General features: G+C 58.4%; 27 protein-coding genes. 13 read left to right on the forward strand and 14 right to left on the reverse strand.

Annotated elements, in window-relative coordinates:
* Position 1: 1 nt before the first annotated feature.
* Positions 2 to 559, forward strand: coding sequence for a F0F1 ATP synthase subunit B (locus ACFWW4_RS12510; RefSeq protein ID WP_411891156.1), 558 nt, complete (start codon positions 2 to 4; stop codon positions 557 to 559).
* A 130-nt stretch (positions 560 to 689) separates the two neighbouring features.
* Positions 690 to 1,421 carry a CPBP family intramembrane glutamic endopeptidase gene (locus tag ACFWW4_RS12515; protein ID WP_411891157.1) on the forward strand — a complete coding sequence of 244 codons (732 nt, stop codon included), beginning with the start codon at positions 690 to 692 and terminating at the stop codon, positions 1,419 to 1,421.
* Here ACFWW4_RS12515 and ACFWW4_RS12520 read toward each other — a convergent pair.
* From ACFWW4_RS12520 to ACFWW4_RS12530, 3 genes are all read right to left on the reverse strand, one after another.
* Positions 1,418 to 2,185: a FadR/GntR family transcriptional regulator gene (locus tag ACFWW4_RS12520; RefSeq protein WP_411891158.1), complete on the reverse strand. Its 768-nt coding sequence runs from the start codon at positions 2,183 to 2,185 to the stop codon at positions 1,418 to 1,420. The genes ACFWW4_RS12515 and ACFWW4_RS12520 overlap by 4 nt on opposite strands.
* 104 nt (positions 2,186 to 2,289) lie before the next feature.
* Entirely contained in the window at positions 2,290 to 2,946 is a 657-nt protein-coding gene (locus tag ACFWW4_RS12525) for an OmpA family protein (protein WP_393931787.1), read from the reverse strand.
* A gap of 121 nt (positions 2,947 to 3,067) precedes the next feature.
* The gene (locus ACFWW4_RS12530) at positions 3,068 to 3,910 is read right to left on the reverse strand and encodes a bifunctional helix-turn-helix domain-containing protein/methylated-DNA--[protein]-cysteine S-methyltransferase (RefSeq protein WP_411891159.1); all 843 of its coding nucleotides are present in this window, start codon (positions 3,908 to 3,910) and stop codon (positions 3,068 to 3,070) included.
* A 95-nt stretch (positions 3,911 to 4,005) separates the two neighbouring features.
* Here ACFWW4_RS12530 and nth point away from each other — a divergent pair, with 95 nt between their 5' ends.
* Positions 4,006 to 4,650 (forward strand): endonuclease III, encoded by a 645-nt coding sequence (gene nth, locus ACFWW4_RS12535; protein ID WP_411891160.1) that lies wholly within the window; start codon positions 4,006 to 4,008, stop codon positions 4,648 to 4,650.
* Complete coding sequence (locus ACFWW4_RS12540; RefSeq protein WP_411891161.1) at positions 4,647 to 5,636, forward strand: adenosine kinase; 990 nt, start codon at positions 4,647 to 4,649, stop codon at positions 5,634 to 5,636. Before nth ends, ACFWW4_RS12540 begins: the two co-directional genes overlap by 4 nt.
* On the opposite strand, the gene ACFWW4_RS12545 is transcribed toward ACFWW4_RS12540, so the two are convergent.
* Positions 5,602 to 6,321, reverse strand: a complete 720-nt coding sequence (locus ACFWW4_RS12545; RefSeq protein ID WP_411891162.1) for a hypothetical protein — start codon at positions 6,319 to 6,321, stop codon at positions 5,602 to 5,604. The genes ACFWW4_RS12540 and ACFWW4_RS12545 overlap by 35 nt on opposite strands.
* Before the next feature lie 325 nt (positions 6,322 to 6,646).
* Positions 6,647 to 7,465, reverse strand: a complete 819-nt coding sequence (locus tag ACFWW4_RS12550; protein WP_411891163.1) for a sulfotransferase family protein — start codon at positions 7,463 to 7,465, stop codon at positions 6,647 to 6,649.
* A 121-nt stretch (positions 7,466 to 7,586) separates the two neighbouring features.
* Between ACFWW4_RS12550 and ACFWW4_RS12555 the strand changes: the two genes are divergently transcribed.
* Both ACFWW4_RS12555 and ACFWW4_RS12560 read left to right on the forward strand, forming a co-directional pair.
* Positions 7,587 to 9,164, forward strand: a complete 1,578-nt coding sequence (locus ACFWW4_RS12555; protein WP_411891164.1) for a DUF5928 domain-containing protein — start codon at positions 7,587 to 7,589, stop codon at positions 9,162 to 9,164.
* A gap of 8 nt (positions 9,165 to 9,172) precedes the next feature.
* Entirely contained in the window at positions 9,173 to 9,535 is a 363-nt protein-coding gene (locus tag ACFWW4_RS12560) for an HIT domain-containing protein (RefSeq protein WP_411891165.1), read from the forward strand.
* Positions 9,536 to 9,593: 58 nt separating this feature from the next.
* Here ACFWW4_RS12560 and ACFWW4_RS12565 read toward each other — a convergent pair whose 3' ends face one another.
* Positions 9,594 to 10,526: an ABC transporter ATP-binding protein gene (locus ACFWW4_RS12565; protein ID WP_411891166.1), complete on the reverse strand. Its 933-nt coding sequence runs from the start codon at positions 10,524 to 10,526 to the stop codon at positions 9,594 to 9,596.
* 87 nt (positions 10,527 to 10,613) lie between these two features.
* On the opposite strand from ACFWW4_RS12565, the gene ACFWW4_RS12570 reads away from it, so the two are divergent.
* Both ACFWW4_RS12570 and ACFWW4_RS12575 read left to right on the forward strand, forming a co-directional pair.
* A complete protein-coding gene (locus ACFWW4_RS12570; protein ID WP_393931805.1) occupies positions 10,614 to 10,793 on the forward strand; it encodes a zinc-finger domain-containing protein in 180 nt (59 codons plus the stop codon).
* A complete protein-coding gene (locus ACFWW4_RS12575) occupies positions 10,794 to 11,291 on the forward strand; it encodes a hypothetical protein (protein ID WP_411891167.1) in 498 nt (165 codons plus the stop codon).
* On the opposite strand, the gene ACFWW4_RS12580 is transcribed toward ACFWW4_RS12575, so the two are convergent.
* A complete protein-coding gene (locus ACFWW4_RS12580) occupies positions 11,288 to 11,749 on the reverse strand; it encodes a hypothetical protein (protein WP_411891168.1) in 462 nt (153 codons plus the stop codon). The genes ACFWW4_RS12575 and ACFWW4_RS12580 overlap by 4 nt on opposite strands.
* A gap of 36 nt (positions 11,750 to 11,785) precedes the next feature.
* On the opposite strand from ACFWW4_RS12580, the gene polA reads away from it, so the two are divergent.
* Complete coding sequence (gene polA, locus ACFWW4_RS12585) at positions 11,786 to 14,602, forward strand: DNA polymerase I (RefSeq protein ID WP_411891169.1); 2,817 nt, start codon at positions 11,786 to 11,788, stop codon at positions 14,600 to 14,602.
* Positions 14,603 to 14,613: 11 nt separating this feature from the next.
* Positions 14,614 to 14,973, forward strand: coding sequence for a hypothetical protein (locus tag ACFWW4_RS12590; protein WP_411891170.1), 360 nt, complete (start codon positions 14,614 to 14,616; stop codon positions 14,971 to 14,973).
* A 50-nt stretch (positions 14,974 to 15,023) separates the two neighbouring features.
* Here the strand turns inward: ACFWW4_RS12590 and ACFWW4_RS12595 are convergent, their stop codons facing one another.
* The 6 genes from ACFWW4_RS12595 to ACFWW4_RS12620 all read right to left on the reverse strand — a co-directional run bounded on the left by ACFWW4_RS12595 (position 15,024) and on the right by ACFWW4_RS12620 (position 20,862).
* Entirely contained in the window at positions 15,024 to 15,491 is a 468-nt protein-coding gene (locus ACFWW4_RS12595; protein WP_411891171.1) for an Hsp20 family protein, read from the reverse strand.
* Positions 15,492 to 15,639: 148 nt separating this feature from the next.
* Entirely contained in the window at positions 15,640 to 16,452 is an 813-nt protein-coding gene (locus ACFWW4_RS12600) for a trypsin-like serine peptidase (RefSeq protein WP_411891172.1), read from the reverse strand.
* Between the two features lie 57 nt (positions 16,453 to 16,509).
* Positions 16,510 to 17,910 (reverse strand): glycolate oxidase subunit GlcF, encoded by a 1,401-nt coding sequence (gene glcF, locus ACFWW4_RS12605; RefSeq protein ID WP_411891173.1) that lies wholly within the window; start codon positions 17,908 to 17,910, stop codon positions 16,510 to 16,512.
* A 10-nt stretch (positions 17,911 to 17,920) separates the two neighbouring features.
* Positions 17,921 to 18,265, reverse strand: a complete 345-nt coding sequence (locus tag ACFWW4_RS12610; protein WP_411891174.1) for a hypothetical protein — start codon at positions 18,263 to 18,265, stop codon at positions 17,921 to 17,923.
* 8 nt (positions 18,266 to 18,273) lie between these two features.
* On the reverse strand, positions 18,274 to 19,419 hold the full coding sequence (locus ACFWW4_RS12615; protein WP_411891175.1) for an FAD-binding protein: 1,146 nt from the start codon (positions 19,417 to 19,419) through the stop codon (positions 18,274 to 18,276).
* A gap of 9 nt (positions 19,420 to 19,428) precedes the next feature.
* The gene (locus ACFWW4_RS12620; RefSeq protein ID WP_411891176.1) at positions 19,429 to 20,862 is read right to left on the reverse strand and encodes an FAD-linked oxidase C-terminal domain-containing protein; all 1,434 of its coding nucleotides are present in this window, start codon (positions 20,860 to 20,862) and stop codon (positions 19,429 to 19,431) included.
* A gap of 91 nt (positions 20,863 to 20,953) precedes the next feature.
* Between ACFWW4_RS12620 and ACFWW4_RS12625 the strand changes: the two genes are divergently transcribed.
* Both ACFWW4_RS12625 and ACFWW4_RS12630 read left to right on the forward strand, forming a co-directional pair.
* Positions 20,954 to 21,652 carry a DUF599 domain-containing protein gene (locus ACFWW4_RS12625; RefSeq protein ID WP_411891177.1) on the forward strand — a complete coding sequence of 233 codons (699 nt, stop codon included), beginning with the start codon at positions 20,954 to 20,956 and terminating at the stop codon, positions 21,650 to 21,652.
* The gene (locus ACFWW4_RS12630) at positions 21,649 to 21,987 is read left to right on the forward strand and encodes a hypothetical protein (RefSeq protein ID WP_411891178.1); all 339 of its coding nucleotides are present in this window, start codon (positions 21,649 to 21,651) and stop codon (positions 21,985 to 21,987) included. The genes ACFWW4_RS12625 and ACFWW4_RS12630 overlap by 4 nt, the downstream gene beginning before the upstream one ends.
* A gap of 14 nt (positions 21,988 to 22,001) precedes the next feature.
* Here the strand turns inward: ACFWW4_RS12630 and ACFWW4_RS12635 are convergent, their stop codons facing one another.
* Positions 22,002 to 23,159, reverse strand: a complete 1,158-nt coding sequence (locus ACFWW4_RS12635) for a hypothetical protein (protein ID WP_411891179.1) — start codon at positions 23,157 to 23,159, stop codon at positions 22,002 to 22,004.
* Positions 23,160 to 23,487: 328 nt separating this feature from the next.
* On the opposite strand from ACFWW4_RS12635, the gene ACFWW4_RS12640 reads away from it, so the two are divergent.
* The gene (locus ACFWW4_RS12640; RefSeq protein ID WP_411891180.1) at positions 23,488 to 23,958 is read left to right on the forward strand and encodes a hypothetical protein; all 471 of its coding nucleotides are present in this window, start codon (positions 23,488 to 23,490) and stop codon (positions 23,956 to 23,958) included.
* The last annotated feature ends 128 nt before the right edge of the window (positions 23,959 to 24,086 follow it).

Below are 24,086 nucleotides of genomic sequence, written 5' to 3' on the forward strand. Positions count from 1 at the left end.
CATGCGTTTGATGATCACATCGCTATTCGCCCTGAGCGCGACGCCAGCCTTCGCAGCCAAAGGCCCGTTCTTTTCGCTGTCGAATACCGACTTTGTCGTATCGATCGCGTTCCTTATCTTTATCGGGATCCTGCTGTACTACAAGGTTCCTGCCCTGGTCGGCGGTATGCTGGACAAGCGTGCCGAAGGGATCAAGGCCGAGCTGGATCAGGCTAAGGCCCTGCGCGAAGAAGCCCAGTCTCTGCTGGCATCTTACGAGCGCAAGCAAAAGGAGGTGCAGGAGCAGGCGAACCGTATCGTAGCCTCTGCCAAGGAAGAGGCGACCAACGCCGCTGCCACCGCCAAGGATGATATCGCCAAGTCAATCACCCGCCGTCTGGCTGCCGCAGAGGAGCAGATTGCCAGTGCGCAGGCTGGTGCTATCAAAGCGGTCCGCGATGAAGCCATCGTGGTTGCCGTGGGTGCCGCCAAGGATGTCATGGCCAAGCAGATGGACGCGAAATCAGCCGGGGCGCTGATTGACGACGCCATCGCGACAGTGGCTGAGAAGCTGCACTAAGCCGCGTGGGTTTCCCCCACCCCATGTTCATGATCAGGCCCGGACGCTGCGTAAGCGTTCGGGCTTTTTCGTTGACAGTGCCGTGGCGCCCGAGGACGGTGCTGTCGGGGGCTTTGCCGGGGAGCGCCGCATGCCAAGCCTGAAGATCGGATTGCAGGCAACCGCCATCTATATCGCGGTTGTGGCGCTTGGCATGATCTATGTCTATGTGATCCGGGCAGAACCCTATGGCACGGCGCTGATGGTCAGCCATTTCTGGGTGGTCGAACTGATCCTTTGCGGGATCGTCCTGTACTACATCATCCGCTATTTTGGCTGGTCGGGGGTCGGTTTTGGACGAATCAACTGGCGCGCCACGGTGTGGATGCTGCCTGCTTATATGGTTTTGGGCGCGATGTTACTGGTGCAGGTGCCCAAGCTGATGGACGGCAGCCTGACCGCAGTAGAGTGGTCTTTGCTGGGCTGGTTGACCCTGACCACATTCATGATCGGATTTTCCGAAGAGGTGATGTTTCGCGGTATCCTGTTGCGTGGGGCGCTGACCCGGCTCTCGGTGGTGCAGGCCATGGTGCTTAGCGCCGCTTTGTTCGCGCTGATGCATGCAGTGAATGTGCTGGCCGGACAACCGTTTGAGAACACGGTCCAACAGCTGGCGTTCACATTTCTGGTCGGGTTCTTTCTGGCCCCGATTGCGCTGAAGATCGGCAACCTTTGGCCGCTGATCATCTGGCACTGGTTGTGGGATCTGGTGCTGTTTTCCACCGATGTGCTGGGGGGGTTCCAGCCTTTTGCGTTTCTGGGCCTGCTGTTTCAGGCGGTGATCAGCCTTTGGCTATGGCGCGAAGTGATGCAGAATAGTTAGCGCCGTGCTTCGTGTTCATAGCGTTTCTGGGCGAACACCTCGTTCCGATCGGCCTTTTGCTGATCTGACAGGGCGGTTTCCACAAAATCCAGATGCGCCTCGATCGCGCCCCGGGCGGCGTGTGGGTCGCGCGCCTGCAGGGCGGTGTTGATGGCCCGGTGCTGGTCCAGCAATGTGTCCCGTGTCGTCCGTTGTTTGAACATGATGGACCGGTTGTAGAACACGCCTTCGCGCAGCAATTCATACATTGACCGCATCATGTGCAGCATGATGATGTTGTGGCTCGCCTCGATGATGGACAGGTGGAAGTCAGCGTCCAGGTTCGCCTCGTCCGCCGGATTGCGCTTTTGATGCGCGGTTTCCATCTTTTGAAAGATCGTGTCGATGACCTTGAGGTCAGTATCGCTGGCCAGCCGGGCCGCGCGTTCTGCCGCCAAACCTTCCATGTCGCGGCGGAAACTGAGGTAGTCAAACACCGCCTCGTCATGGGTGGCAAACAGCTTGATCAAGGCAGGGGCAAAAGCCGATCCCAGAACGTCTGCCACATAGACCCCTGCACCGGCCTTCGATGATAACAGGCCGCGATCCTGAAGATCCGCCAGCGCCTCACGCAGGGAAGGCCGCGATACGCCCATCCGTTCGCTCAGCTCGCGTTCCGATGGCAGGCGTTCGCCGGGGCGCAGAATACCACGCAGGATCAATCCTTCGATCTGGCGGATGACGCCATGGGATAGTTTTTCCTGAAGAACGGGTTCGAACGGCATCTGCATACCCCTGCTATTGGTCAGATTATATGACCGATTGCGGAGGTTTCACAACAAAAAAGGGGCCGCCATTGGCGACCCCTTCGTAATCCTGCGAGGCCGGATCAGTTCGGTGTGATGATGATCTCAACCCGGCGGTTCTGCTGACGACCGGCTGCATTGAGGTTGGACGCAACGGGTTGGTTTTCACCAGCGCCAAGCGATCGGATGCGCGTGGCGGAAACACCACCGTTCAGCAGCACGGCGGACACAGCCTGCGCGCGGCGCTGCGACAGATCTTGGTTGAACTCAGCCGAACCGGTGTTGTCGGTGTGGCCGATCACGTTGACGGTCGTGTTGGGATATTTGTTCAGAGAGTTGGCAACGATCCGCAATTCGCGTTGCGAGACGGCCGAAACTGAAGTGCTGTTGGTGGCGAACAGCAGATCCTGAGACAGGACAACCACAAGGTTGCGGCCGTTGTTGGACACGCCCACATCATTGCGCAACTGGCGGCGCAGTTCTTCTGCCTGGCGGTCAAGGTTGTTGCCCACGGCAGCACCCACACCTGCACCAAGCGCGGCCCCGATCAGGGCGGATTGGTTGCGTTCGCGGACGGTGCCATCGTTATTGGCCAACGCGCCGACAACAGCACCGCCAAGTGCGCCAATTGCTGCGCCTTGCTGCGTGTTCTGGTTGGCGTTTGGACCTGTTGGATCACATGCGGCGACCAGCGTCATCGCTGAGGCGGCAAATACGAGTGGGAGTTTTGAAAACATCATTGTCTTTGTTCCATCTGAATGGGTGCGCTGAAAAGCGCGGGTGAATATGTGAGCTTATGCCCATCTTTCAGATGATATCCAATAACGCAGACGCAATTGGCCGGATTTTGCCGGTTTGTGATCACGCGGCTGAAACATCTGCCCGCGCGGATTCCCAGGCCAGCATGGCGCGCTTGACTGGCAATCCCCAGTGATATCCACCCAGACCACCCGATTTGCGCAGTGCTCTGTGACAGGGAATCAGCCAGCTGACCGGGTTGCGCCCTACCGCTGTGCCGACGGCGCGCACCGCCTTTGGATTGCCGATGGATTGGGCAATCTCGGAATAGGTGGTGACATGTCCCGATGGGATCGCCAGCAATGCCTCCCACACTTTCAACTGAAAGGGGGCGCCGATCATATGCAGCTTGGTTTCTCCGGTCATGCCGAGGGCGGCTGTCGCCCATGGCCGCAGGAACGTGGGGTCTTCGACGAATTTGGCTTTGGGCCAGCGCGATTTAAGATCGGCCATGGCCGGTTCCGGCCCTGCTTCAGCGGCAAAGGCCAGCCCGCAAATTCCGCGGTCGGTGCCCATGACCAGCGCAGGCCCGAATGGGCTTTCAAACCAGCCCCAATAGATTGTCAGGTCGGCCCCGTCCCGGGCGTAGTCGCCGGGGCTCATCGCCTCCCACCGCACAAAAAGGTCGTGCAGGCGGCCCGACCCGGACAGGCCCACCGCATGGGCGGTTTCCAGCGTTGTGAACCGTTCCTTGAGCAGGGATTTCGCGTGCGCCAGCGTCAGGTACTGCTGATAGCGCTTGGGCGATACGCCGACCCATGTGGAAAAGAGTCGCTGGAAATGGGCCGGGCTCATGTTCATGTCCGATGCCAGATCGGCCAGTGACAGGGGCTGGTCGCCCGCCGCATCGATGGCTTCGATGGCGCGGCGCATGACCTGATAATGATATGTGTCTGTCTGTTCCATACTGTCCAAACTAGGGATGTGGCCCGCGTCTTGCGACCCGGAAATTGCGCATCTTTTGCTTGCTCGTCCCGGTCCCTGCAGGCATATGGGGCGGAATGCCTAAACAGCTTGATTATCACACGATCCGCGAGATCTTTGAACGGTTCCACTATGCCGAGCCTGAGCCCAAGGGCGAGCTGGAGCATGTGAATGTCTATACGCTGGTGGTGGCCGTTGCCCTGTCGGCGCAGGCCACCGATGCAGGGGTGAACAAGGCCACGCGCAAGCTGTTCCAGATCGCCGATACGCCGCAAAAGATGCTGGATCTGGGGATTGAAGGCCTGACTGAGCATATCAAGACCATCGGGCTGTTTCGTCAAAAGGCCAAGAACGTCATCAAGATGAGCCAGATTCTGGTCGATGACTATGATGGCGAGGTCCCCAATTCACGCGCTGCCCTGCAATCGCTGCCGGGCGTGGGCCGCAAGACGGCCAATGTGGTGCTGAATATGTGGTGGAAACAGCCCGCGCAGGCGGTCGATACCCATATCTTTCGGTTCGGAAATCGCAGCGGCGTGGCCGTGGGCAAGGATGTGAACGCGGTGGAACGGGCCATCGAGGATCATATTCCCGCCGATTATCAACTTCATGCACACCATTGGATGATATTGCACGGGCGCTATGTCTGTGTGGCGCGCAAACCCAAATGCGCGGCGTGCCTGATCCGCGACTTATGTCAATTCGAGGACAAGAATTTATGAGCAATTACGATGTGATTGGTATCGGCAACGCGATTGTCGATGTGATCAGCCATGCAGAGGATACGTTTCTTGATCATATGGGGATCGAGAAAGGGATCATGCAGCTGGTCGAACGGGACCGGGCCGAGGTGCTTTATGCCGCGATGCGCGACCGGACCGAAACACCGGGCGGATCGGTGGCCAATACGATTGCGGGACTGGGCAGCCTTGGCCTGTCGACGGCGTTCATCGGCAAGGTCAAGGATGACGCGTTGGGCCGGTTCTATGCCAAGGGCATGGAAGATGCGGGTACGGCCTTTCCCAACCCGCCAGCACCAGCGGCGGATGCACCGACATCGCGGTCGATGATCTTTGTCTCACCTGACGGCGAACGGTCGATGAATACCTATCTGGGGGCAGGGGCCGATCTGGGGCAGGGCGACGTGCCGCATGATATGTTCGCGGGCGGCAAAATCCTGTTTCTGGAAGGGTATTTGTTCGACAAGCCCGACGGCAAAACGGCCTTTGCCGAGGCCGCACAGCAGATGAAAACTGTTGGCGGCAAATCAGGCATTACGCTCAGCGATCCCTTTTGCGCGGACAGGCATCGCGCCGATTTCCAGCGGCTGATTGCCGAAGAGATGGATTTCGTGATTGGTAATATCGATGAATGGACAACGCTTTATCAGACCGATGACCTCAACGCCGCCTTGGATCAGGCGATTGGCCATTGCGAAACGGTGGTCTGCACCTGTTCTGGTGACCCGGTGCTACTGCGGCGCGGTGATGAACGGGTCGAGGTGCCGGTGAAAAAGGTCGTGCCGGTCGATGCGACCGGTGCGGGTGACCAGTTTGCCGCCGGGTTCCTCTATGGCTATGCCACAGGCCAGTCGCTAGAGATTTGCGGACGGATGGGTGTGACAGCGGCGGCTGAGGTGATCGGCCATGTCGGCCCGCGCCCCAAGGCCGACCTCAAGGCGATGTTTGCGGCGCAGGGACTGATCTGAGCCAGAGCGCGTCGAGCGCGTCGATGGCGGCAGGGTCGAACCTGTCCTCTTCTTTCCAGTATTTGCCGGAGGGTACGTAATAGCCCAGACGTTCCTCCTCGGTCAGGGCGGCCCGTGCGACGCCGTTGTCATAGGCCAATGGCAAAGCGCTGGCTGCCGCGTCCGGCGTGCTGCGGGGAAAAACCAGCCGGCTTTGGTCCATTGACAGGTTGACCATGGCACATCCCTGCCGGGCGGCCATGACCATCAGCCGGGCTGATTTCGCCTCAAGCGACCGCAGGGTGACATCCTCGCGCAGCGGGTCGGCAGTGCCAGTGCCGTAGAAATGGGTGTTGGACGTTTGCGCATAAACCATATCGCAGCCCAGCAGGGCGATGACCGTCGGCTTGAGCGCTGCCAACGCCCAGTAGGATGCGGTAAAGGCCATGGTGCCGCCCGCATAGACAAAGCCGCCATAGTCATTTTGCAATGGGACGTAGTCCGAGGCGCGGATGATACTTTGATGGGCGGCCAGATCAGCGGGCTGACGTTCCGGCGGGAAATCATCGGGATGGATCAGATCATCCCAATCCGGGCGAACCGCCCAGGCATTGTTGATCGCCACGATGCGGTCAAAGGGCGCCTTGGGCCAGGATCGGCAATTCACCACGTTGGGGCCACTGCCCAGAATCAGAACGACAGTCACCCCGGTTTTCTCCCTCCAGCTACGCGCTCAGGTACTTAATGCAGGCTTGGCGGCTGTCGAGGCGGACGCGACAAACTTTCAAGCCTCCGGCGGGGATATTTACGCTCGGAAGAAGAGGGAATCCACCGCTGTTGTCACTCGAAGGCACAACAGCGGCTTCTTCGTCGGCGGCCATCGGCATCCCTGCCTGTACCGTATGACGATAAGAAGTGGACTCTGCTAATTTTCGGTAAATCTGCTCTTCTTCCGAGCATAAATATCCTCGGGGGTGAGGCCGTAGGCCGAGGGGGCAGACAGCCCCCTTTTCGTGGCGGCAAAGCCGCAACTACTGGCCCAGTTTCGCGTGCACCTCGTCCAGGTCAATCTCGCCAATGGGCATCTTGTTGGCGGGGTTTTCGAAATCGTATTTGAAGATCTGGAAATCCTTCTTGTAGATTTCATAGACCAGATGCATCGATAGATCGTCGAAGTAATCCTCAACCGGGTGAGCGCGTTTGGGGCCGTGCCCTTCGCTTTCGTTGAAACGGGGAATATCGGACAGGGTGATGGGATGCGCTGTTTCGATGCCGTTCAGGACATCCTGCATTCCGTCGTTGAACTTTTCCGTCCAGAAAATCTTGTCATAGCGCCCGCCATTCACGATGAACGTGCTGATATGGCCGGACATTGCCGACCAGTGAATGTCGGGTTCCATCGGGCGGCGCCAGCGGATCGTGTCGCGGGCGAACAGAAGGAAGCGCCGGAAGCTTTTGATCTGGTCGAACTCGAAGCCGGTATCAGGATCACCGACCTCGATCCCGTATTTCTGGATCAGCAGGGGCACAAGATTGCCCCGGTAGCGTTTGCCGTTGCGCTGGATGCCGCAGATTTTGTCAAAGAAGGACGACAGGATGCGGGTGTATGGGTTGCGCACACAGGTGAACGCATAGCTTTTGTGGTCTTTGACATTCTGGCTGATCGCGCTCTGGCTGTCTTCCAGCGCCCATTTGTGGATCCCCGATTTGGCGTCGTGAATATCGCCGTCGAAAAATGTGCCGTGGTCAGAGTAATACATGATCTGGCCAATGGTTGAGCAGGCGCATTTGGGCACCACGCGGTACACCACGCTTTCGCTTGTCGTCATCCATGTGCCGGGAAAACCCATCTTGATCCACCTTGTGCTCGGCCTTCATGCCACTAAAGAGCAAAGAAACCCTGTATATTCAACGGGTCTTCACGTTATGACAGGTAAAACGCGATGAACCACCGGGACAGAACCACGATCAATGGCCAGAATCGCCTTTATCCTTCTCTGCCATAAGAACCCTGAAGCCATCGTGCAGCAGGCCCAGCAGTTGACGGCCGTTGGTGATTATATCGCGATTCATTTCGATGCCTCATCGTCGTCGGCTGATTTCACCACGATCCAGACGGCGCTGGCGGACAATCCGAATGTTGTTTTTGCGAGGAAACGAGTGAAATGCGGTTGGGGTGAATGGAGCCTTGTGCAAGCCACCCTGCACGCGGTCGAGGCTGCGGTGGATGCCTTTCCCCGCGCCAGCCATTTCTACATGGTGTCCGGCGATTGCATGGCAATCAAATCCGCCGAGTATACGCATCGGTTTCTGGACGACCACGATAGCGATTTCATCGAAAGCTATGATTATTTCGACAGCAATTGGATCAAGACCGGCTTCAAGGAAGAGCGGCTGATCTATCGCCATCTGTTCAATGAACGTACCCAGAAATGGTTGTTTTACAAAAGTTTCGAGTTGCAGCGCCAGTTCCGCATCACCCGCAGTGTGCCGGACGATCTGCAGATGATGATCGGCAGCCAATGGTGGTGTCTGCGCCGCCGCACGATCGAGATGATCCTTGAGTTTGCCGCGTCTCGCCGCGATGTGATGCGGTTCTTTCGCACCACCTGGATCCCGGATGAGACGTTTTTCCAGACCCTGACCCGTCATCTTGTTCCGGGGCGTGAGATTGAAAACCGCACCCTGACATTCCTGATGTTTACCGATTATGGGATGCCGGTGACGTTTTATAATGACCATTACCACTTGCTCCTGGGGCAGGATGCGCTGTTCGCCCGCAAGATCAGTGGCGAGGCGCAGGAACTGCGCGACCGGCTAGGCCAGCTTTATGCCAGCGATCAGAAGGATTTCGTGATTTCCAATGAAGGCCGCAACCTGTTTGCCTTTCTGACCGGGCGGGGCCGGATCGGGCGCCGCTATGCCCCGCGGTTCTGGGAAGATGGTGCGTCGCTTGGCCGTGACCGCGAATTGCTGATTGTGGTGTGCAAGAAGTGGCATGTGGCGAAACGGCTGGTTGCCGCGATCCGTCATCATACGAATGTGCCGGCCATGGAATATCTGTTCAACGAAGATGACACGCCGCTGCCTGATCTGGGCGGGATCGAAAACACGCTGGAAAAACGCGCGCGTCACCGCCGCGCCTTGATGCGTCTGCTGTTTGATCATTACGAAAGCGACCGGCTGGTGATCTGTCTGGATACGGCCAATATCGATCTGATGCGTGATTTCTTTTCGGACCGGTCGATTACCCGGCTGCTGGAAATCGAATGCAGTTTTGATGATGGCTATCTGGCCGGTCATGCCAGACGGATCGGTCTGGCCGGGCAGGAAACCAGTGATGAGACGATGGCCCGCCTGCTGCCCACGATCCGCCATGACATGATTTATCAGCGGGATGCGATCCGTGATGCGAATTTTCCCAACACGACCCGCATACGCGAACGCGCCAGCACGGATGAAAATGCCGCGGCCCTGGCCCAGTTTCTGAGTGTGAATGCCGATACAGCCCGCACGCTGGCTGAAACCCCCTATCTTTTTGTTGATTGAGGATCCCGATGGACTACGCCTATGACGATCAGAATATCTTTGCCAAGATCCTGCGCGGTGAAATCCCGAACAAGACGGTGTACGAAAACGATCACGCGCTGGCCTTTCACGATATTCAGCCGCAGGCACCGGTGCATGTGCTGATCATCCCCAAGGGTCCTTATGTCAGCCTGGATCATTTCGCCCGCGATGCGTCACCTGCCGAACAGGCCGGGTTCATGCAGGCGGTGGCCGAGGTGTGCCGGTTGACGAATGTGGATCATGGCTTCCGGGCCATCAGCAATACCCGCACCCACGGGGTGCAGGATGTGCCGCATTATCACATGCATATCATCGGTGGCCGACAGCTGGGCCGGATGTTGCAGGATTGATCAAAATTCCGGAATTTTGATCACGCCTCCGGCGGGAGTATTTCGGGAAGAAAGAAGATCAGCCCTTGGCCGATGTCAGTGACAAAAAGACATCTTCGAGGTCGGCCTGCTGCGTTTTGACATCCTTGATGGTGACCCCGGCCTCGCGGACGATGTTGAGGATGACATCGGCGGGCGTGTGGCTGCTGTGATAGGTGAATGTCATTGTGCCATCGGCCAGCGCCTGCCCGGTGATCGTATCCGGCAAGGGGGGCAGGTCGCAGGCGGTTTCCGGCGTGATCACCAGTGTCTTGCTGTCCAGCCGTCCCAGCAGGTTGGCAGTGCTGTCGCGGATGATCAGTTTGCCGTGGTTGATGATGGCGATGTCGTCGCACATCGCTTCGGCCTCTTCCAGGTAATGGGTGGTCAGGATGATCGTCATCCCTTCATCATTCAGCTTGCGCACGTTCTGCCAGAGCATGTTGCGCAACTCGATATCGACCCCGGCGGTCGGTTCGTCGAGCACGAGGATTTGTGGCGAATGGACTAGTGCCTTGCCCAGCAAGAGCCTGCGCCGCATGCCCCCGGAGAGTGATCGCGCATAGGCGTCGGCCTTGTCGGTCAGTCCGATCAGGTCGAGGATTTCGGCTGTCTTGCGCTGGGCCTTGGGCACGCCGTAAAGCCCCGCCTGCACGTCCAGCGATCCAGCGGGGGTAAAGAACGGATCCAGATGCGGCTCCTGCGGCATGATCCCGATGGCAGCCCGTGACTGGCGTGGGTTCTTGTCCTGATCGAACCCCCAGATTTTCACCGATCCGGCGGATTTGACGACCAGTCCGGCCAGAATGTTGATCAGCGTTGATTTGCCCGCCCCGTTAGGCCCAAGCAGGCCAAAGATGGATCCGCGCGGGATGTTCAGGTCAATGCCTTTCAACGCCTCCTTGGCCGGGCTGCGGCCGGTGGCGGCGTAGGTCTTTTTCAGGCCTGAAATTTCTATGGCATTGTCTGTCATGCTGGTCTTTTCCCTTGGCCGCGGCTGCGGTATGTATCACCCGATCTAAGGCGGGCGTTGCCCCGCGGCAACCAGACAGGACGTTTCATGACAACTCCCGCCCCGGAAATCCGTATCGTGCATGACTGGCGTGTCGCCTGTGACGGTGGCGAGGGGGCGCTGGGCCATCCCCGCGTCTGGCTGCAGATCCCGCAGGAGCATGGCTGGGTCGAATGCCCCTATTGCGATGCAAAGCTGATCCACAAGGAATTTGAGGGTAAGGTCTAGGTGACCGAAGCCCACGGCCCAAGGCAGGGTGGCTTTGCCTACCTGTCGATAACGTCGAAACTGCCACTTCAGGCCATAACCGACCATCTTGGTCGCGCGCCCGATAGAAAGAGTTTCTCGATTGGTGAGCCGCGAAAACGGCCCGGGCTCAAACCCTACTCCTTCTCGCGTTGGTCCATGGCAAGCGGTCTGGACGAAGCGGACGAGTCGATCTCGATTGAAGAACATCTGCGGTCGCTTTGGGGCCGGATGCAGAGTATTCGTGAACAAGTCGTCTCCGCGCCGCCCGAATTCGAACGCTGGTTGGTTGCGGTTGGCTATTTTGATCGCTTTGACGAGCCGCTGAGTGTTTCCGGCGGGCACTTTGCAACTGCGGCATACTATCGATTGAATTTGGATTTTGATTTCTACTTTGGCGACGACTTTGGTCACGACGATTACGGTGGCCGGGCCTATTGGGATTGGGAAGGCTTGCCGCCAAGCGAAGGTCAGGTCTAGCTCATCGGGATCGGGCCGCTGGTGCAGGGAAGTGCGGGGCCGACCGCGCCGTCTTTGGTCAGGAAGGCCAGGACATTGGTGCCAGACCAGACCTGAATGTTGCGCCCGCGTGTGTCGGTGCCGCGCCCGATGACCGTGCCGGTTTCGTTGTCCTGCGTGTGATAGAGGACGCGGATATCGGTGCCGTCTTCGCAGGTCATCTTGGCAATGCCGGCCCCCATGGGGCCATCGGATGTCCATGTGCCGGTGCAAGTGACTCCGTCCGATATCTGACCGGTGACCGCACCTTCGTTCCAGCCGCGTGCCTGTCCGTCGAAATAGAGGCCCTGATCGCCGACACAGGCCACCGTCCGGACACAGTTGTCGCTGCTGTTGGGGATGTTTTCGCAGGTGGTGTCCGCACTGGCGCCCCAGGGAAGGGCGATGCAGATGGTCACTGGAAGGATGAGGCGGATCATGGCAAAACCTAAATCAAGCAAATCAGGGGTGACACTATGACAACGAAATTTGGCAAAGGCTGTCATCTGCATCTGATTGATGGTTCGGCCTTTATCTTTCGTGCCTATCATGCGCTTCCGCCGCTGACACGCAAGTCGGACGGGCTGCCGGTGGGGGCTGTCAGCGGTTTCGTGAACATGCTGCAGCGCTATGTCGATGGAAATACCGGCGACGATGCGGCGACCCATGTGGCGGTGATTTTTGACAAGGGCAGTCATACATTCCGCAATGACATGTACGACCAGTACAAGGCGAACCGGGACGAGATGCCACAGGATCTGCGCCCGCAGATCCCGCTGACCCGGACCGCGACCAAGGCCTTCAACATCGCCTGCGAGGAGATGGAAGGGTTCGAGGCGGATGATATCATCGCGACCCTGGCCCATCAGGCGCGTGATGCGGGGGGGCGGGTGACGATTGTGTCGTCTGACAAGGACCTGATGCAACTTGTCGGTGACGGGGTCGAGATGCTGGACCCGATGAAGAGCAAGCGGATCGACCGTGACGGTGTGATGGAGAAATTCGGGGTGGGGCCAGAGCGGGTGGTCGATGTGCAGGCTCTTGCCGGTGACAGCGTGGATAACGTGCCGGGTGCGCCGGGCATCGGGATCAAGACCGCGGCTTTGCTGATCAATGAATATGGCGATCTGGAGAGCCTGCTGGACCGCGCCGAAGAGATCAAACAGCCCAAGCGCCGTCAGACGCTGATCGACAACCGCGAGCAGATCGAGTTGTCCAAGAAGCTGGTGCAGCTTGATTGCGGCATGACGCTTGAATTCAGCCTTGATGATCTGGAGGTGAAAGAACCGGACGCCGATGTGCTGATGGGTTTTCTGGCCGAGATGGAGTTTCGGACGGTCACCAAACGGATTGCCGAAAAGCTGGGGGTTGAGCCGCCGGTGATCGAGGTCAAGTCCGCCCCGTCCGAGGATGTCGCGGCACCGGAGGTCGTGGATTTTGATCCTGACGCCTATGACTGCGTCCGTGACGAAGCCGCGCTGCAGCAGTGGATCGACCGTATTCGGGAACGGGGTTATGTGGCTGTTGACACCGAAACGACCGGTCTGAATGAAATGATCGCCGATCTGGTTGGCATTTCCTTATCCGTCGATGCCGGTAAGGCCTGCTACATCCCGCTGACGCATAAGGCTGCATCGTCCGATGATTTGTTCGGGTCCGATGACGTGGCCGAAGGCCAGATGGATTTTGAACAGTGTCTGGCGCTGCTCAAGCCGGTGCTTGAGGATGATGCAATCCTCAAGATCGGGCAGAATATGAAATACGATGCCAAAATCTTTGCCCGTCTTGGCATCGCGGTCGCCCCCATCGACGATACGATGCTGATGTCCTATGCGATGCATGCTGGTGAGCATAATCACGGCATGGACACGTTGTCGGAACGCTATCTGGGCCATACGCCGATCCCGATCAAGCCGCTGTTGGGCACAGGAAAATCGGCGATCACCTTTGACCGCGTGCCGATAGACGATGCGGTGAAATATGCAGCGGAGGACGCCGATATCACCCTGCGCCTGTGGCAGCAGTTCAAGCCGCAACTGCATGTCAAACGGGTCACCACAGTTTATGAAACGCTGGAGCGTCCGCTGGTGCCGGTGCTGGCGCAGATGGAAATGCACGGGATCAAGGTGGATCGCGATACGCTGTCGCGGATGTCGAATGCCTTTGCCCAGAAGATGGCTGGGCTGGAGGATGAAATCCAGCAGATGGCCGGGCGTCCTTTCAATGTGGGCTCACCCAAGCAACTGGGCGAGATCATGTTTGATGAAATGGGGCTGACATTGCCTGACGGGAAAACGCCGTCCAAAGGCAAGACCGGGGCCTATTCCACCGGGGCCGATGTGTTGGAGGATCTTGCCACAATCCACGATCTGCCGCGCCGCATTCTGGACTGGCGGCAGTTGAGCAAGCTGAAATCGACCTATACCGATGCGCTGCAGGAACATATCAATGCCGAAACCGGGCGCGTGCATACGTCCTATTCCATCGCGGGGGCCAATACCGGGCGGCTCGCCTCGACCGATCCGAACCTTCAGAATATTCCGGTGCGCACCGAGGAAGGGCGGCGTATCCGCGAGGCGTTTGTCGCAGAGCCGGGCAAGGTTATCGTCAGTCTGGATTACAGCCAGATCGAGCTGCGGATTCTGGCGCATATTGCTGGTATTGATGCGCTGAAGCAGGCATTTCTGGATGGGATCGACATTCATGCCATGACCGCGTCGGAAATGTTCGATGTTCCGCTGGAGGACATGACGCCGGAAATCAGACGGCAGGCGAAGGCGATCAATTTCGGGGTGATCTATGGCATCTCGGGCTTTGGTCTGGCGCGCAACTTGCGCATCCCCAGAGGCGAGGCGCAGGGCTTTATCGACCGCTATTTCGAACGCTTCCCGGGCATCCGCAAATACATGGACGACACGATCGCCTTTGCCAAAGAGACAGGTTACGTCCAGACGCTGTTTGGCCGTAGAATCAACACACCGGAAATCAACGCAAAGGGACCACATGCCGGTTTCGCTAAACGTGCTGCCATCAACGCGCCTATTCAGGGCACGGCGGCGGATGTGATCCGGCGGGCAATGATCAGGATGCCTGCAGCTACAGCAGACCTGCCTGCAAAGATGCTTTTGCAGGTACATGACGAATTGTTGTTCGAAGTTGAGGCCGGTGCGACAGACGCGCTCATTGATGCGGCGCGGCAAGTCATGGAAAATGCCAGCGACCCGGCTGTGAAGCTGGATGTGAAGCTCGCTGTCGACGCGGGACAAGGATCGAACTGGGCCGAGGCCCATTAAAGGGGGAAAGAATGCGCTATTTGACGGTTGTTATGGGTCTTGCCTTGGCAGGACCCGGTGCGGCGCAGGGGGGTACTTTCCTGTCGGCAGACGGTAGCGAGTTTGAGTTCGAAAAAAACCGCCATGGTGCTGTGCTGACATCTGTTGAACCGCAGTCGCAATCCGTCTTTGCGGGTGCCGGTGCCACCCCGCGATTTAGGCCGGGCGAGGTGTTGTATCTGGGACGGTCCTGTGACGCATTCACCCGCCAATTCGGGGATGGCACATGGAACGCGACAGAGGATGGGGTGCTGGTGGAGTTCGGCCCTGTTCGGCTCGCGTTTCCGGGTCAGGACATGGATATCACATCCGGCGATCGCTGCCGGATGTGACGTTGCCACCGGTAAGATGGGTTTAAACCCATCTTACAATGTGGCGTCTCTTAGTTTACGGATTTGGCTTCAACCAGGTTGGCATCGGTCTTGCCAGACGATGCGATTTCGATCCGGCGTGGCTTGAGTGCTTCTGGCACTTCGCGCACCAGATCAATATGCAGCATGCCGTTTTCGTGGCTCGCGCCGGTGACGCGCACATGATCTGCCAGATGGAACCGGCGCTCAAAGGCCCGCGTGGCGATGCCCCGGTGCAAATATGTCCGTTCGGCGTTGTCTTCGGCTTTGCGCGCGGTCACATGCAGTGAGCGGTCCTTTACTTCGATGGCAAGGTCGTCTTCGGAAAAGCCGGCGACGGCAATCGAAATGCGCCAGGCGTCATCCGCGGTCTTTTCGATGTTGTAAGGGGGATAGCTGTTCTGGCTGACATCGCTGGCAAGCGCGCGATCCATCAGATCGGCAATCTGGTCGAAACCAACGGTGGCACGATACAGTGGGGTGAGATCAAAACTACGCATAGTGGTCATCCTTTATGAAGCGATAACAGTGGTTTGGCCTTCCCGTCACGGGACAGGCAGTTTGCATCGGACCCCATCATTGGCGATCCGACAGCATATATTTGGGAAAGGGAAAGACGGGTTTCAAGACCCTTCAAAGAGCCGTTTTTCAGTTAGAGCGTACGAACTTTGCGCCAGTATCATTGCGTTCGCCGAAACCCATCAGTCGCTGGGTGCCACCCGGTCTGGCGGGACCAAACGCCGCAAAATGCGCAAGCAGTTCTGACAACGGGCCGTTCAAGGAGGTGCCAAGTGACACCTTTTCGCCATCCACCTGCGCCATGGCCGAAATGACCGAGGCGATCCGCGTTTCACCATCCTGCATGATGAAAACGGGTGAACCGCTGGAACCATATTCCACATCGCATGTCATGACGATCACGCCGGTTTGCCGGCCCAGCACGCTGCAGACCTCTTGCAGGCTGGCCGCAGCCTCACGTCCACGCCCATAGGACACCACGCCGACCTGATCCCCCGTCAAGGGACGCGGCGCAATCAGATAGGGCCGGATGCGTGTTGACCGGATCGGTTGGGCCAGTTCCAGCACGGCGATATCAAGGGCGACCTCTGCCGGGTCAGCGCCTTGGTCACCGTCGTGATTATAGTCGGGATGGGCAAAGGCGCGTGAAATCCGCCGGGTCGCGGCAGCCCGCCCATCGCGCAAGCCTGCCCGGAATTCGAACCTTTCAGGTGAAATCAGGGACCCGTCAGTATCATAGAGGCAATGGGCTGCAGTCAGAATCAGCCGATCACGGATAAGGGCGGCGGTGCAAAACCCCTTATCGCGAATATCCAGGCGACCGACGCCTTCCCAGCCCTGGCTGTCCTGACGGGTTTGCAGCGTGACAAGCTCTGCGTCTTGCGCCTGAAGTCCACCGGCAGAGGCCAGTAAAAGAACAACCGAAAAGAAGAGGTGCCGCATCGTTTCATCCCGTTGGTTGATACGAGCATGAGAGAGAGTTACGGCAGGATTATGGCGTCATTTTAGCATTGGCACCTGCGGATGCTGTTTGCCTTCAGCGGTCAGCGCAGGCGGCTGAGGACCGCCTGTGGCCCAGTCGAGTAATTCGACCGTATGGACAATCGGTACATCCGTACCGCCGCCGATCTGCATCATGCAGCCGATATTCCCAGCCGCGATGATATCCGGTGTCAAAGCCTCTAATGTCTGCACCTTGCGATCTTTGAGCTGCTTGGAAATCTCGGGCTGCATCAGGTTATACGTGCCGGCTGAACCACAGCATAAATGGCTGTCGGCGGGTTCGAGCACGGTAAACCCGGCCTTCTTCAGCAGATCCTTTGGATACGTCTTGATCTGTTGTCCATGCTGCAGCGAACAGGCAGCGTGATAGGCGACCTTGAGTGTTCCATCGCCTGTCTGCGTCGGTTGCGATGGTGAGGTGTCTGCATCCGTGCCAGCGATAGCGGTCTTTGCGACATTGGGCTGTAACTGTGGAGCGTCGTCCGGCAGAAGATCAATCAATACTTCGCTGACATCTTTTGCGATGGCCGATATCCGCGCCGCGTCATCGGCAAGCGGGTCATTGCGGAACATATGTCCATAATCCTTGACAGTCGTGCCGCAGCCGGAAGTGTTGATGACAATGGCATCCAGCCCCTCACCATCCATCTCGCGCGCCCATGCCTTGATATTTCTGGCTGCCGTCGCGTGGCTTTCATCTTCCTTGCCCATGTGGTGGGTCAGGGCGCCGCAGCAACCGGCCCCTTCGGCGACGACCACTTCGGCCCCCAGACGGGTCAGAAGCCGGATCGTCGCATCGTTGATATCCGTGTTCAGCGCCTTTTGCGCGCAGCCGGTCATCAGGGCGACACGCATCTTCTTGTTCTGCGCCGGGAAGGTCTGTGGATCGTCATTGCGGCTGACCGGTGGGATCGTCTTGGGTGCCATTTCCAGCATGGCGCGCAGCCGTGCATCGGGCATCAGCCGAGCAAAAGGCCGCCCGATCTTGGCACCCAGAAGGGCCACACGGAACCGCATTGGGTAGGGCAGGATACGCGCCAACAGCCAGCGCAGGGCGCGGTCGGACCAGGGGCGATCGTAATTTTTCTCGATATAGGCGCGCGCATGATCGACGAGATGCATGTAATGTATGCCAGACGGACAGGTCGTCATGCAGGCAAGGCAGGACAGGCAGCGGTCGATATGTTTGACGGTTTTCTCATCCGGCTTACGCTCGTTTTCCAGCATGTCCTTGATCAGGTAGATGCGGCCACGCGGGCTGTCCAATTCGTCGCCCAGCACCTGATAGGTGGGGCAGGTGGCGGTGCAGAACCCGCAATGCACGCAGGACCGCAGAATCTCGTTCGAGCGGGCGGTGCCGGGGTCCTTGAGTTGTTCGGGCGTGAAAGTGGTTTGCATCGGTAACGTCCTAGAGGAAATAGGCCAGGGTGAAGTAGACACATGCAGCGCCTAGGATAACCATGGCGGCAAGCGGCAGGACTGGGCGGGATTGCGCGGTGTCGGCAGACCCGCCGCCGCGGCGGATCTGGGTCAGGCAGGTCAGCCCAAAAAGCGCAGTGATCATCAGAAGCGCCATCAGGTCAATGCCGCGGAACATGCTGCCTTGCGGGTCGCCGCTGGGATTGCTCCATGCGAAATAGGATCCCCAAAGGAACAAGAGCCCGACAAAAAGAAGGCCCAGAACTAGCCGTGCCTGTTTGCGCAGCTTCGGGCCGCGAAACAAAAGCAGCAGACAGCCGGCGATAAGCAGCATATACATCATCAGGCGACAACAGCAGGCTTTGCCTGCATCAGGCCCGGGTTAAGGATGCCGCGCGGGTCGAATTTTGCCCGCAGGCCTGCGGTGATGGCGGCCAACGGTGCGGGTTCGGGATGGAACGTCGGCGTGTTGACCTTGCCTCGGATCAGTGTTGCGTGACCATCGAACGGCCCGAGCTTGGTGCGCAATTCGGTGCCTTCCGGCATCAACGCCCAGATTAACCCGCCACCCCAGTCATATTGCACCGCATTTGCGCCCAGCCTGGCGGTCAGTGCCGCGGCCTCAGACGGTTTGGCCGAGATACGCCAGACATCGCCCGGCTGACCCGCGAAGGCGCTGACATCGCGGACCCACGCCCAGCCCCTTTTGCTGCCATATCCATCGTCTGTATCGCCGATCTGAATGCTGATCTCACCAAAGGAACTCAGCAGATCGCGCAGCTTGTCGGCCCTGTAAGTCACTGATTTTTCGAAACCTTCGATGCGGATCATGGTGACCGGGTCGCCGTGCATGCTTTTGGGGAAATGGGCCACCCCTGTCGCCTCGAATGGTGAGCCGAGGGCGGCGGACATTGCCCTTATCGCAGTGGCATCGTCCAGCCCGTGTAACAGGACGCAGCCTGTTGTTTCCACATCTGGCAGCACCTTCAGCGAAACCTCTGTCAGCACCCCAAGCGTGCCGTAGGAGCCGCACATCAGCTTGACCAGATCGTAGCCGGTGACGTTTTTCATCACGCGCCCGCCATTCTTGATGATCGTGCCGGACCCGTCGACGAACCGAACCCCCAGCGCGAAATCGCGGCAGGCGCCGACGGCAATCCGGCGAGGCCCTGACACGTTGGCCGCAACGACGCCACCAATGGTTGGTTCGCCCTTCGTGCCCAGCAGGCCGCGATGATCCATTGGTTCGAATGCAAGGCGTTGATTTTCTTTGGCGAGTTCTGCTTCGATTTCTGCCACAGGCGTGCCTGCCTTGGCCACGATGGTGAGCGCGCCGGGTTCATAGAGCGTGATACCTGACATCTTGGATGTGCTGAGCCCCGTGCCTTCGGTCTGACCGATAGGTCGCGTGCCGCCGCCGGTAATGTGCAAGGGGCCGTTCGTGCCTGCGATGATTTCCGCAAGCTCGGCTTCGGATTGTGGTGTCATTTCAGTTCCTTAGGCAGCGCGGCGCGATTGCGAGGTTGCGAGCGGAAAGACCTTGGCGGCGTTCAGCAGCCATGCGGGATCAAACACGTCCTTGATGGCCATCTGCGCCTCTAGATCCGGGGGATCGAACTGCACATTCATCAGGTCGCGTTTTTCAATGCCGACACCATGTTCGCCGGTCAGGCAGCCGCCGACCTCAACACAGAGCTTCAGGATTTCGGCGCCGAATTCTTCGCACAGTTCCAGATCGCCGGGCTTGTTGGCGTCGAACAGGATCAGCGGGTGCATGTTGCCGTCGCCTGCGTGGAACACGTTGCCCACATCAAGGCCGAATTCCTTGGACATCTCGCCAATCCGTTTCAGCACGAAGGGCAGGGAGGACACCGGGATCGTCCCATCCAGGCACATATAGTCGTTGATCTGGCCCATCGCGCCAAAGGCCGATTTGCGGCCCAACCAGATGCGCCCAGCCTCGTCTGCATCCTTGGCCTGGCGCAGTTCCACCGGATTATGGCTGGCGGCGATTTTCATGATCAGGTCAAGCTGATAGTCGATTTCTTCGTCAGATCCTTCAACCTCCACGATCAATAGCGCCTCGCACATGGGATAGCCTGCTTTGGCAAAGGCTTCTGTCGCCTCAATGCAAGGGCGATCCATGAATTCGATGGCGACAGGCAAAACGCCAGCCTTGATGATGTCGGTCACGACCTGACCGGCCACTTCGGAACTGTCATAGCCCATCAGAACCGGCCGCGCGCCTTCGGGTTTGTGCAGGATGCGCAGCGTCGCTTCGGTCACCACGCCCAACTGCCCTTCGGACCCGCAGATCAGGCCCAGCAGGTCCAGCCCGCCCGCGTCCAGATGCGCGCCGCCGATTTTGACCACGGTGCCGTCCATCATCACCATAGTGACGCCCATCAGGTTGTTGGTCGTCACCCCGTATTTCAGGCAATGCGCCCCGCCTGAATTCATCGCGATGTTGCCGGCGATGGCGCAGGCCAGCTGACTTGACGGGTCGGGGGCGTAGAAAAAACCGTTCTGTTCGACGGCCCCGGTGACCGACAGGTTGGTGCGCCCGGTCTGTACGCGGATATAGCGGTCGTCGTAATTGGTTTCGATCACGGCGTTCATTTTGGCGACGCCAAGGATGACCGAGTCTGCCGTGGGCAGCGCCCCACCGGCGAGCGAGGTGCCGGACCCGCGCGGAACGACAGGCACGCCCATCTCATGGCAGATTTTCAGAACCGCAGCGACTTCTTCGGTATTGGCTGGCAGCACGGCGCAGAGGGGCGGGCATTTATAAGCGGTCAGGGCGTCGCATTCATAGGCGCGGGTTTCCGAGATGTCGGAAATAACAGCATCGCGGGGCAACACGCTCCGCAGCCGTTCAACGATCTTGTCCTTGCGCGACAGGACGCTGGCGCTGGGGGCTGGCATTTCCATCGGTCGACTCCCTGATCCGTATGATTGGTAAAAATATATTACCAATTTCAAGATATGGCAAGTCTGAACTCTAAAGGCTACACAATGGCTTATGCGATTGGTGGATCATATGGCCCTGCTGACGCCGCTGGACTGGTGTGCTGCGGGCCTGATTATTCTGTCTTGGTTTACAATTGGTTGGTGGATCGAGCATCCGGGGGCTAAGCACCCCTCCGTGACCGTACTCATGGGGGAACGCAGGCGTGAATGGATGCGCGTCTTTGTCACCCGCGATCCCCGTATTTTCGACAGTCAGATCCTGGCCAGCCTGCGACAGGGGACATCGTTTTTTGCGTCGACCTGCCTGTTGGCCATCGGCGGTGTTCTGGCGCTGGTGGGTAACACGGCACCGCTGCAGGGGGTTGCCGCCGAAGTATCCGAAATGCCGGTCCCGGTGTTGATCTGGCAGTTGAAACTGGGGCTGGTGGTGCTGTTTCTGACCAATGCTTTCCTGAAATTCGTCTGGGCGAACCGAGTCTTTGGCTATTGTGCGGTGATCATGGCCTCTGTCCCGAATGATCCAGACGATCCAAAGGCTTATCCGCGCGCGGCACAGGCGGCAGAGCTGAACATCCGGGCCGCCATCAATTTTAACCGCGGATTGCGGAGCATGTATTTCGCGCTTGGTGCGCTGGCCTGGCTGCTGGGGGGCTGGGCGTTGATCGCTGCGACCGCCATTGTGGTCTGGATCGTCTGGTCACGCGAATTTGCATCGATCCCACGCCGTATTCTGATAGAGAAAGACGTATGAAATACGCTGTTATTCTTGGTCTGTTCGCTGGCCCGGCCTTTGCCGATGGACCGGTGATCGAAGACGTGACCATTAGTGGTGATCGGGTCAATGTGACCTTGTCGCATCCGGATACCGGATGGGACCATTACGCTGATGGCTGGGAGGTTCTGGATGCCGATGGCAACAGCCTTGGGTTTCGCGAACTTTTTCACCCGCATGTTGAAGAACAGCCCTTTACCCGGTCGCTGGGTGGCGTTCAGATCCCTGGTGGGGCCACATCAGTCTTTGTCCGTGCCCGCTGCAATGTCGATGGGTGGTCGGATAACCTTTACGAGGTCAAGCTGACGGAATAGGCCGGTTTTTCCTTTCAGCTCAACCCCATGAAGGCTGACAGGACCGATTTCCAGTTCGTCGCACCCAGTGTGAAATCGACCAGAATTGGCGCCAATAGAAATACGTTGCGAAAGGTGAACTTGCGCCAGAGGTTGCGGTCAATCGGCCATGTCGGCATCGCCTCGACCTCTTGATGGCGCTTTGTCAGCAGGGTCAGCACAGCCTCGATTTCGCTTTGACGGTCGATATTGGCGCTGTCCAGAAAGGCCGCACGCTGGGCGGAGTTCTGGCGAAACTCCTCATCCAGTTTGCGCCGCCATTCGCGTTTTTGTCGCATCATTTCAATATGAAAGCTGCCGAGCGGCAGAAAGACGGCCAGCGTCTGGACGATGATCGCGATGATCAAAAGCGCCAGATAGGGCAAGTACCAATGCGCGTAATTGTCCCAGAGCGGTAATATCCAGATCCAGATAGCCAGAAACGCAGCGGGTATCGTGGCAAAGGTCGCCTGATAGAAAAAGAAGCTGCCGACCGGCCTGAGGCCTGCAGTGCCATCGGCGTGCCAGGGATCAAGATGCAAGGCCACATCGCTGGTTTGGATCCGGCGGCCCAGGCGGCCGAAACAGGCCATTTCACCGATGTAACCCCCTGCGATGAAACCAAGAATGATCTGAACAAGCGCCAGCGGCACTTGCATGGGCTGCCGGTTTGTCCACAGCACAAACGCCCAGGCGAGCGCCATGGCGGCTGCTGTCAGAAGCGCGCCGCGCAAGGCCCAGCGTTTGGCGTCCGCCGCAAAACTGGCCTGAAACCCGTCTTCCGACATGGCACCGGGCTGCAGCACGCCTCGGTCAAACAGGCGGGCGATGCAGCGGTGGAATTTGGGTTTTATGCTATCCACAAAGGCGATGGACAGGGCAAACACCATCAGCCCCGACAACAGCATCCAGTCCCAGTGCCAGAGGTTTTCAGGCCTGCTTAAGTATCCGGGATCATAGGCGTTTTCGGCATCGGTGCGATTGCAGGCCGGGTCAGGCGAAGGCAGATAGCAGGTGGGATTGTTGGTGACGAATTCCGAAATCGCGACGGCAAGAATGGCGAGCCATGTCAGGCCCACGATGATCCGGTTGGCCCGGGGGCTAAGCGGTGCGAATTGGGACAGAAACCCCTGTCCGCCGGTATTCAATGCCATCTGCTGCCTCGGTAAAAATAGAGGGCCGTCATGTAATATGCGCCGATATTAGGCCAGAGACGGCGAAAAAGCCATGTCAGGCAATCCTGACCCCGGCGGCTTGGGGCGGGCGTGAACAAATGGATCGCGCAACGCGCGGTGGGGTTTGCAACGCGGGGCGTCCGGTGGAACCGCATGATTCGCGGGAACGTCAGTTAATACAGGGGTTCTGGCGATTTCGTCCTGTCGGCATCGCGTCGGATTTGCGTCGGCAAAGCGTCGGACCCTTTCGCACGGATTTCCATGATTAACGCGGCGGACGGGCTAAATATTACCGTCGCGTTAAGGTTTGGCACCCGATCCGACAGCGCGCCAATCACCCATTCTTGCCCATATTGTTGCCGTATTCATCCGCAACATGCGCGGCAAGGATCAGTTTGAGGTGCAGATCATGGCCAGCACAGAACAGAACGAAGATTGCGTGTCCAAAAAACCCTGGAGCGAGGTGCTGAGCCGGTCGCTGAAGCTGTTTACCTTCAATGCCGCGCGTGAAGGCGGCAAGTCATTCGGGCGCGTCGTTTTCTACGTCATCCTCGGGATCATCGTGCTGATCGTGGCGACCTATATCATCGACAGCATCACCGGCTGGTTCAGCAGCTGGTTCGATTTCTGGCCGTTCAACTGGGGCGAAGAGGTTGTCTTCGTGGAAGAGAAGCGCAGCTGGTGGCCTTGGGGCGGCGAGGCGGCAGCAGAGCCCGCGCCAACCGTGGAGCCTGAGGATGAAACGCGCTGGTACTGCAAATGGAACCCGATCTGCTGAGTAGTGGGTTTTTGATTGCAGGTCTGGTTTGCGGAGAGGCTGTGTGAAAACTCCCCTGATGATCTGAATGATGGTATGATTTCGGCATTCGTTGCGGAGGCTTTGCATGGGTCAGTTTATCGAAGGCG

The sequence above is a fragment of the Yoonia sp. SDW83-1 genome, assembly GCF_046762885.1.
GTDB lineage: Bacteria > Pseudomonadota > Alphaproteobacteria > Rhodobacterales > Rhodobacteraceae > Yoonia.

What these genes read in the sequence shown, in the direction of transcription:
- ACFWW4_RS12510 (WP_411891156.1), top strand. Translation starts at nt 2, where the DNA reads ATGCGTTTGATGATCACATCGCTATTCGCCCTGAGCGCGACGCCAGCC.
- ACFWW4_RS12515 (WP_411891157.1), top strand. Translation starts at nt 690, where the DNA reads ATGCCAAGCCTGAAGATCGGATTGCAGGCAACCGCCATCTATATCGCG.
- ACFWW4_RS12520 (WP_411891158.1), bottom strand. Translation starts at nt 2,185, where the DNA reads ATGCCGTTCGAACCCGTTCTTCAGGAAAAACTATCCCATGGCGTCATC.
- ACFWW4_RS12525 (WP_393931787.1), bottom strand. Translation starts at nt 2,946, where the DNA reads ATGATGTTTTCAAAACTCCCACTCGTATTTGCCGCCTCAGCGATGACG.
- ACFWW4_RS12530 (WP_411891159.1), bottom strand. Translation starts at nt 3,910, where the DNA reads ATGGAACAGACAGACACATATCATTATCAGGTCATGCGCCGCGCCATC.
- nth (WP_411891160.1), top strand. Translation starts at nt 4,006, where the DNA reads ATGCCTAAACAGCTTGATTATCACACGATCCGCGAGATCTTTGAACGG.
- ACFWW4_RS12540 (WP_411891161.1), top strand. Translation starts at nt 4,647, where the DNA reads ATGAGCAATTACGATGTGATTGGTATCGGCAACGCGATTGTCGATGTG.
- ACFWW4_RS12550 (WP_411891163.1), bottom strand. Translation starts at nt 7,465, where the DNA reads ATGGGTTTTCCCGGCACATGGATGACGACAAGCGAAAGCGTGGTGTAC.
- ACFWW4_RS12555 (WP_411891164.1), top strand. Translation starts at nt 7,587, where the DNA reads ATGGCCAGAATCGCCTTTATCCTTCTCTGCCATAAGAACCCTGAAGCC.
- ACFWW4_RS12560 (WP_411891165.1), top strand. Translation starts at nt 9,173, where the DNA reads ATGGACTACGCCTATGACGATCAGAATATCTTTGCCAAGATCCTGCGC.
- ACFWW4_RS12565 (WP_411891166.1), bottom strand. Translation starts at nt 10,526, where the DNA reads ATGACAGACAATGCCATAGAAATTTCAGGCCTGAAAAAGACCTACGCC.
- ACFWW4_RS12570 (WP_393931805.1), top strand. Translation starts at nt 10,614, where the DNA reads ATGACAACTCCCGCCCCGGAAATCCGTATCGTGCATGACTGGCGTGTC.
- ACFWW4_RS12580 (WP_411891168.1), bottom strand. Translation starts at nt 11,749, where the DNA reads ATGATCCGCCTCATCCTTCCAGTGACCATCTGCATCGCCCTTCCCTGG.
- polA (WP_411891169.1), top strand. Translation starts at nt 11,786, where the DNA reads ATGACAACGAAATTTGGCAAAGGCTGTCATCTGCATCTGATTGATGGT.
- ACFWW4_RS12590 (WP_411891170.1), top strand. Translation starts at nt 14,614, where the DNA reads ATGCGCTATTTGACGGTTGTTATGGGTCTTGCCTTGGCAGGACCCGGT.
- ACFWW4_RS12595 (WP_411891171.1), bottom strand. Translation starts at nt 15,491, where the DNA reads ATGCGTAGTTTTGATCTCACCCCACTGTATCGTGCCACCGTTGGTTTC.
- ACFWW4_RS12600 (WP_411891172.1), bottom strand. Translation starts at nt 16,452, where the DNA reads ATGCGGCACCTCTTCTTTTCGGTTGTTCTTTTACTGGCCTCTGCCGGT.
- glcF (WP_411891173.1), bottom strand. Translation starts at nt 17,910, where the DNA reads ATGCAAACCACTTTCACGCCCGAACAACTCAAGGACCCCGGCACCGCC.
- ACFWW4_RS12610 (WP_411891174.1), bottom strand. Translation starts at nt 18,265, where the DNA reads ATGCTGCTTATCGCCGGCTGTCTGCTGCTTTTGTTTCGCGGCCCGAAG.
- ACFWW4_RS12615 (WP_411891175.1), bottom strand. Translation starts at nt 19,419, where the DNA reads ATGACACCACAATCCGAAGCCGAGCTTGCGGAAATCATCGCAGGCACG.
- ACFWW4_RS12620 (WP_411891176.1), bottom strand. Translation starts at nt 20,862, where the DNA reads ATGGAAATGCCAGCCCCCAGCGCCAGCGTCCTGTCGCGCAAGGACAAG.
- ACFWW4_RS12625 (WP_411891177.1), top strand. Translation starts at nt 20,954, where the DNA reads ATGCGATTGGTGGATCATATGGCCCTGCTGACGCCGCTGGACTGGTGT.
- ACFWW4_RS12630 (WP_411891178.1), top strand. Translation starts at nt 21,649, where the DNA reads ATGAAATACGCTGTTATTCTTGGTCTGTTCGCTGGCCCGGCCTTTGCC.
- ACFWW4_RS12635 (WP_411891179.1), bottom strand. Translation starts at nt 23,159, where the DNA reads ATGGCATTGAATACCGGCGGACAGGGGTTTCTGTCCCAATTCGCACCG.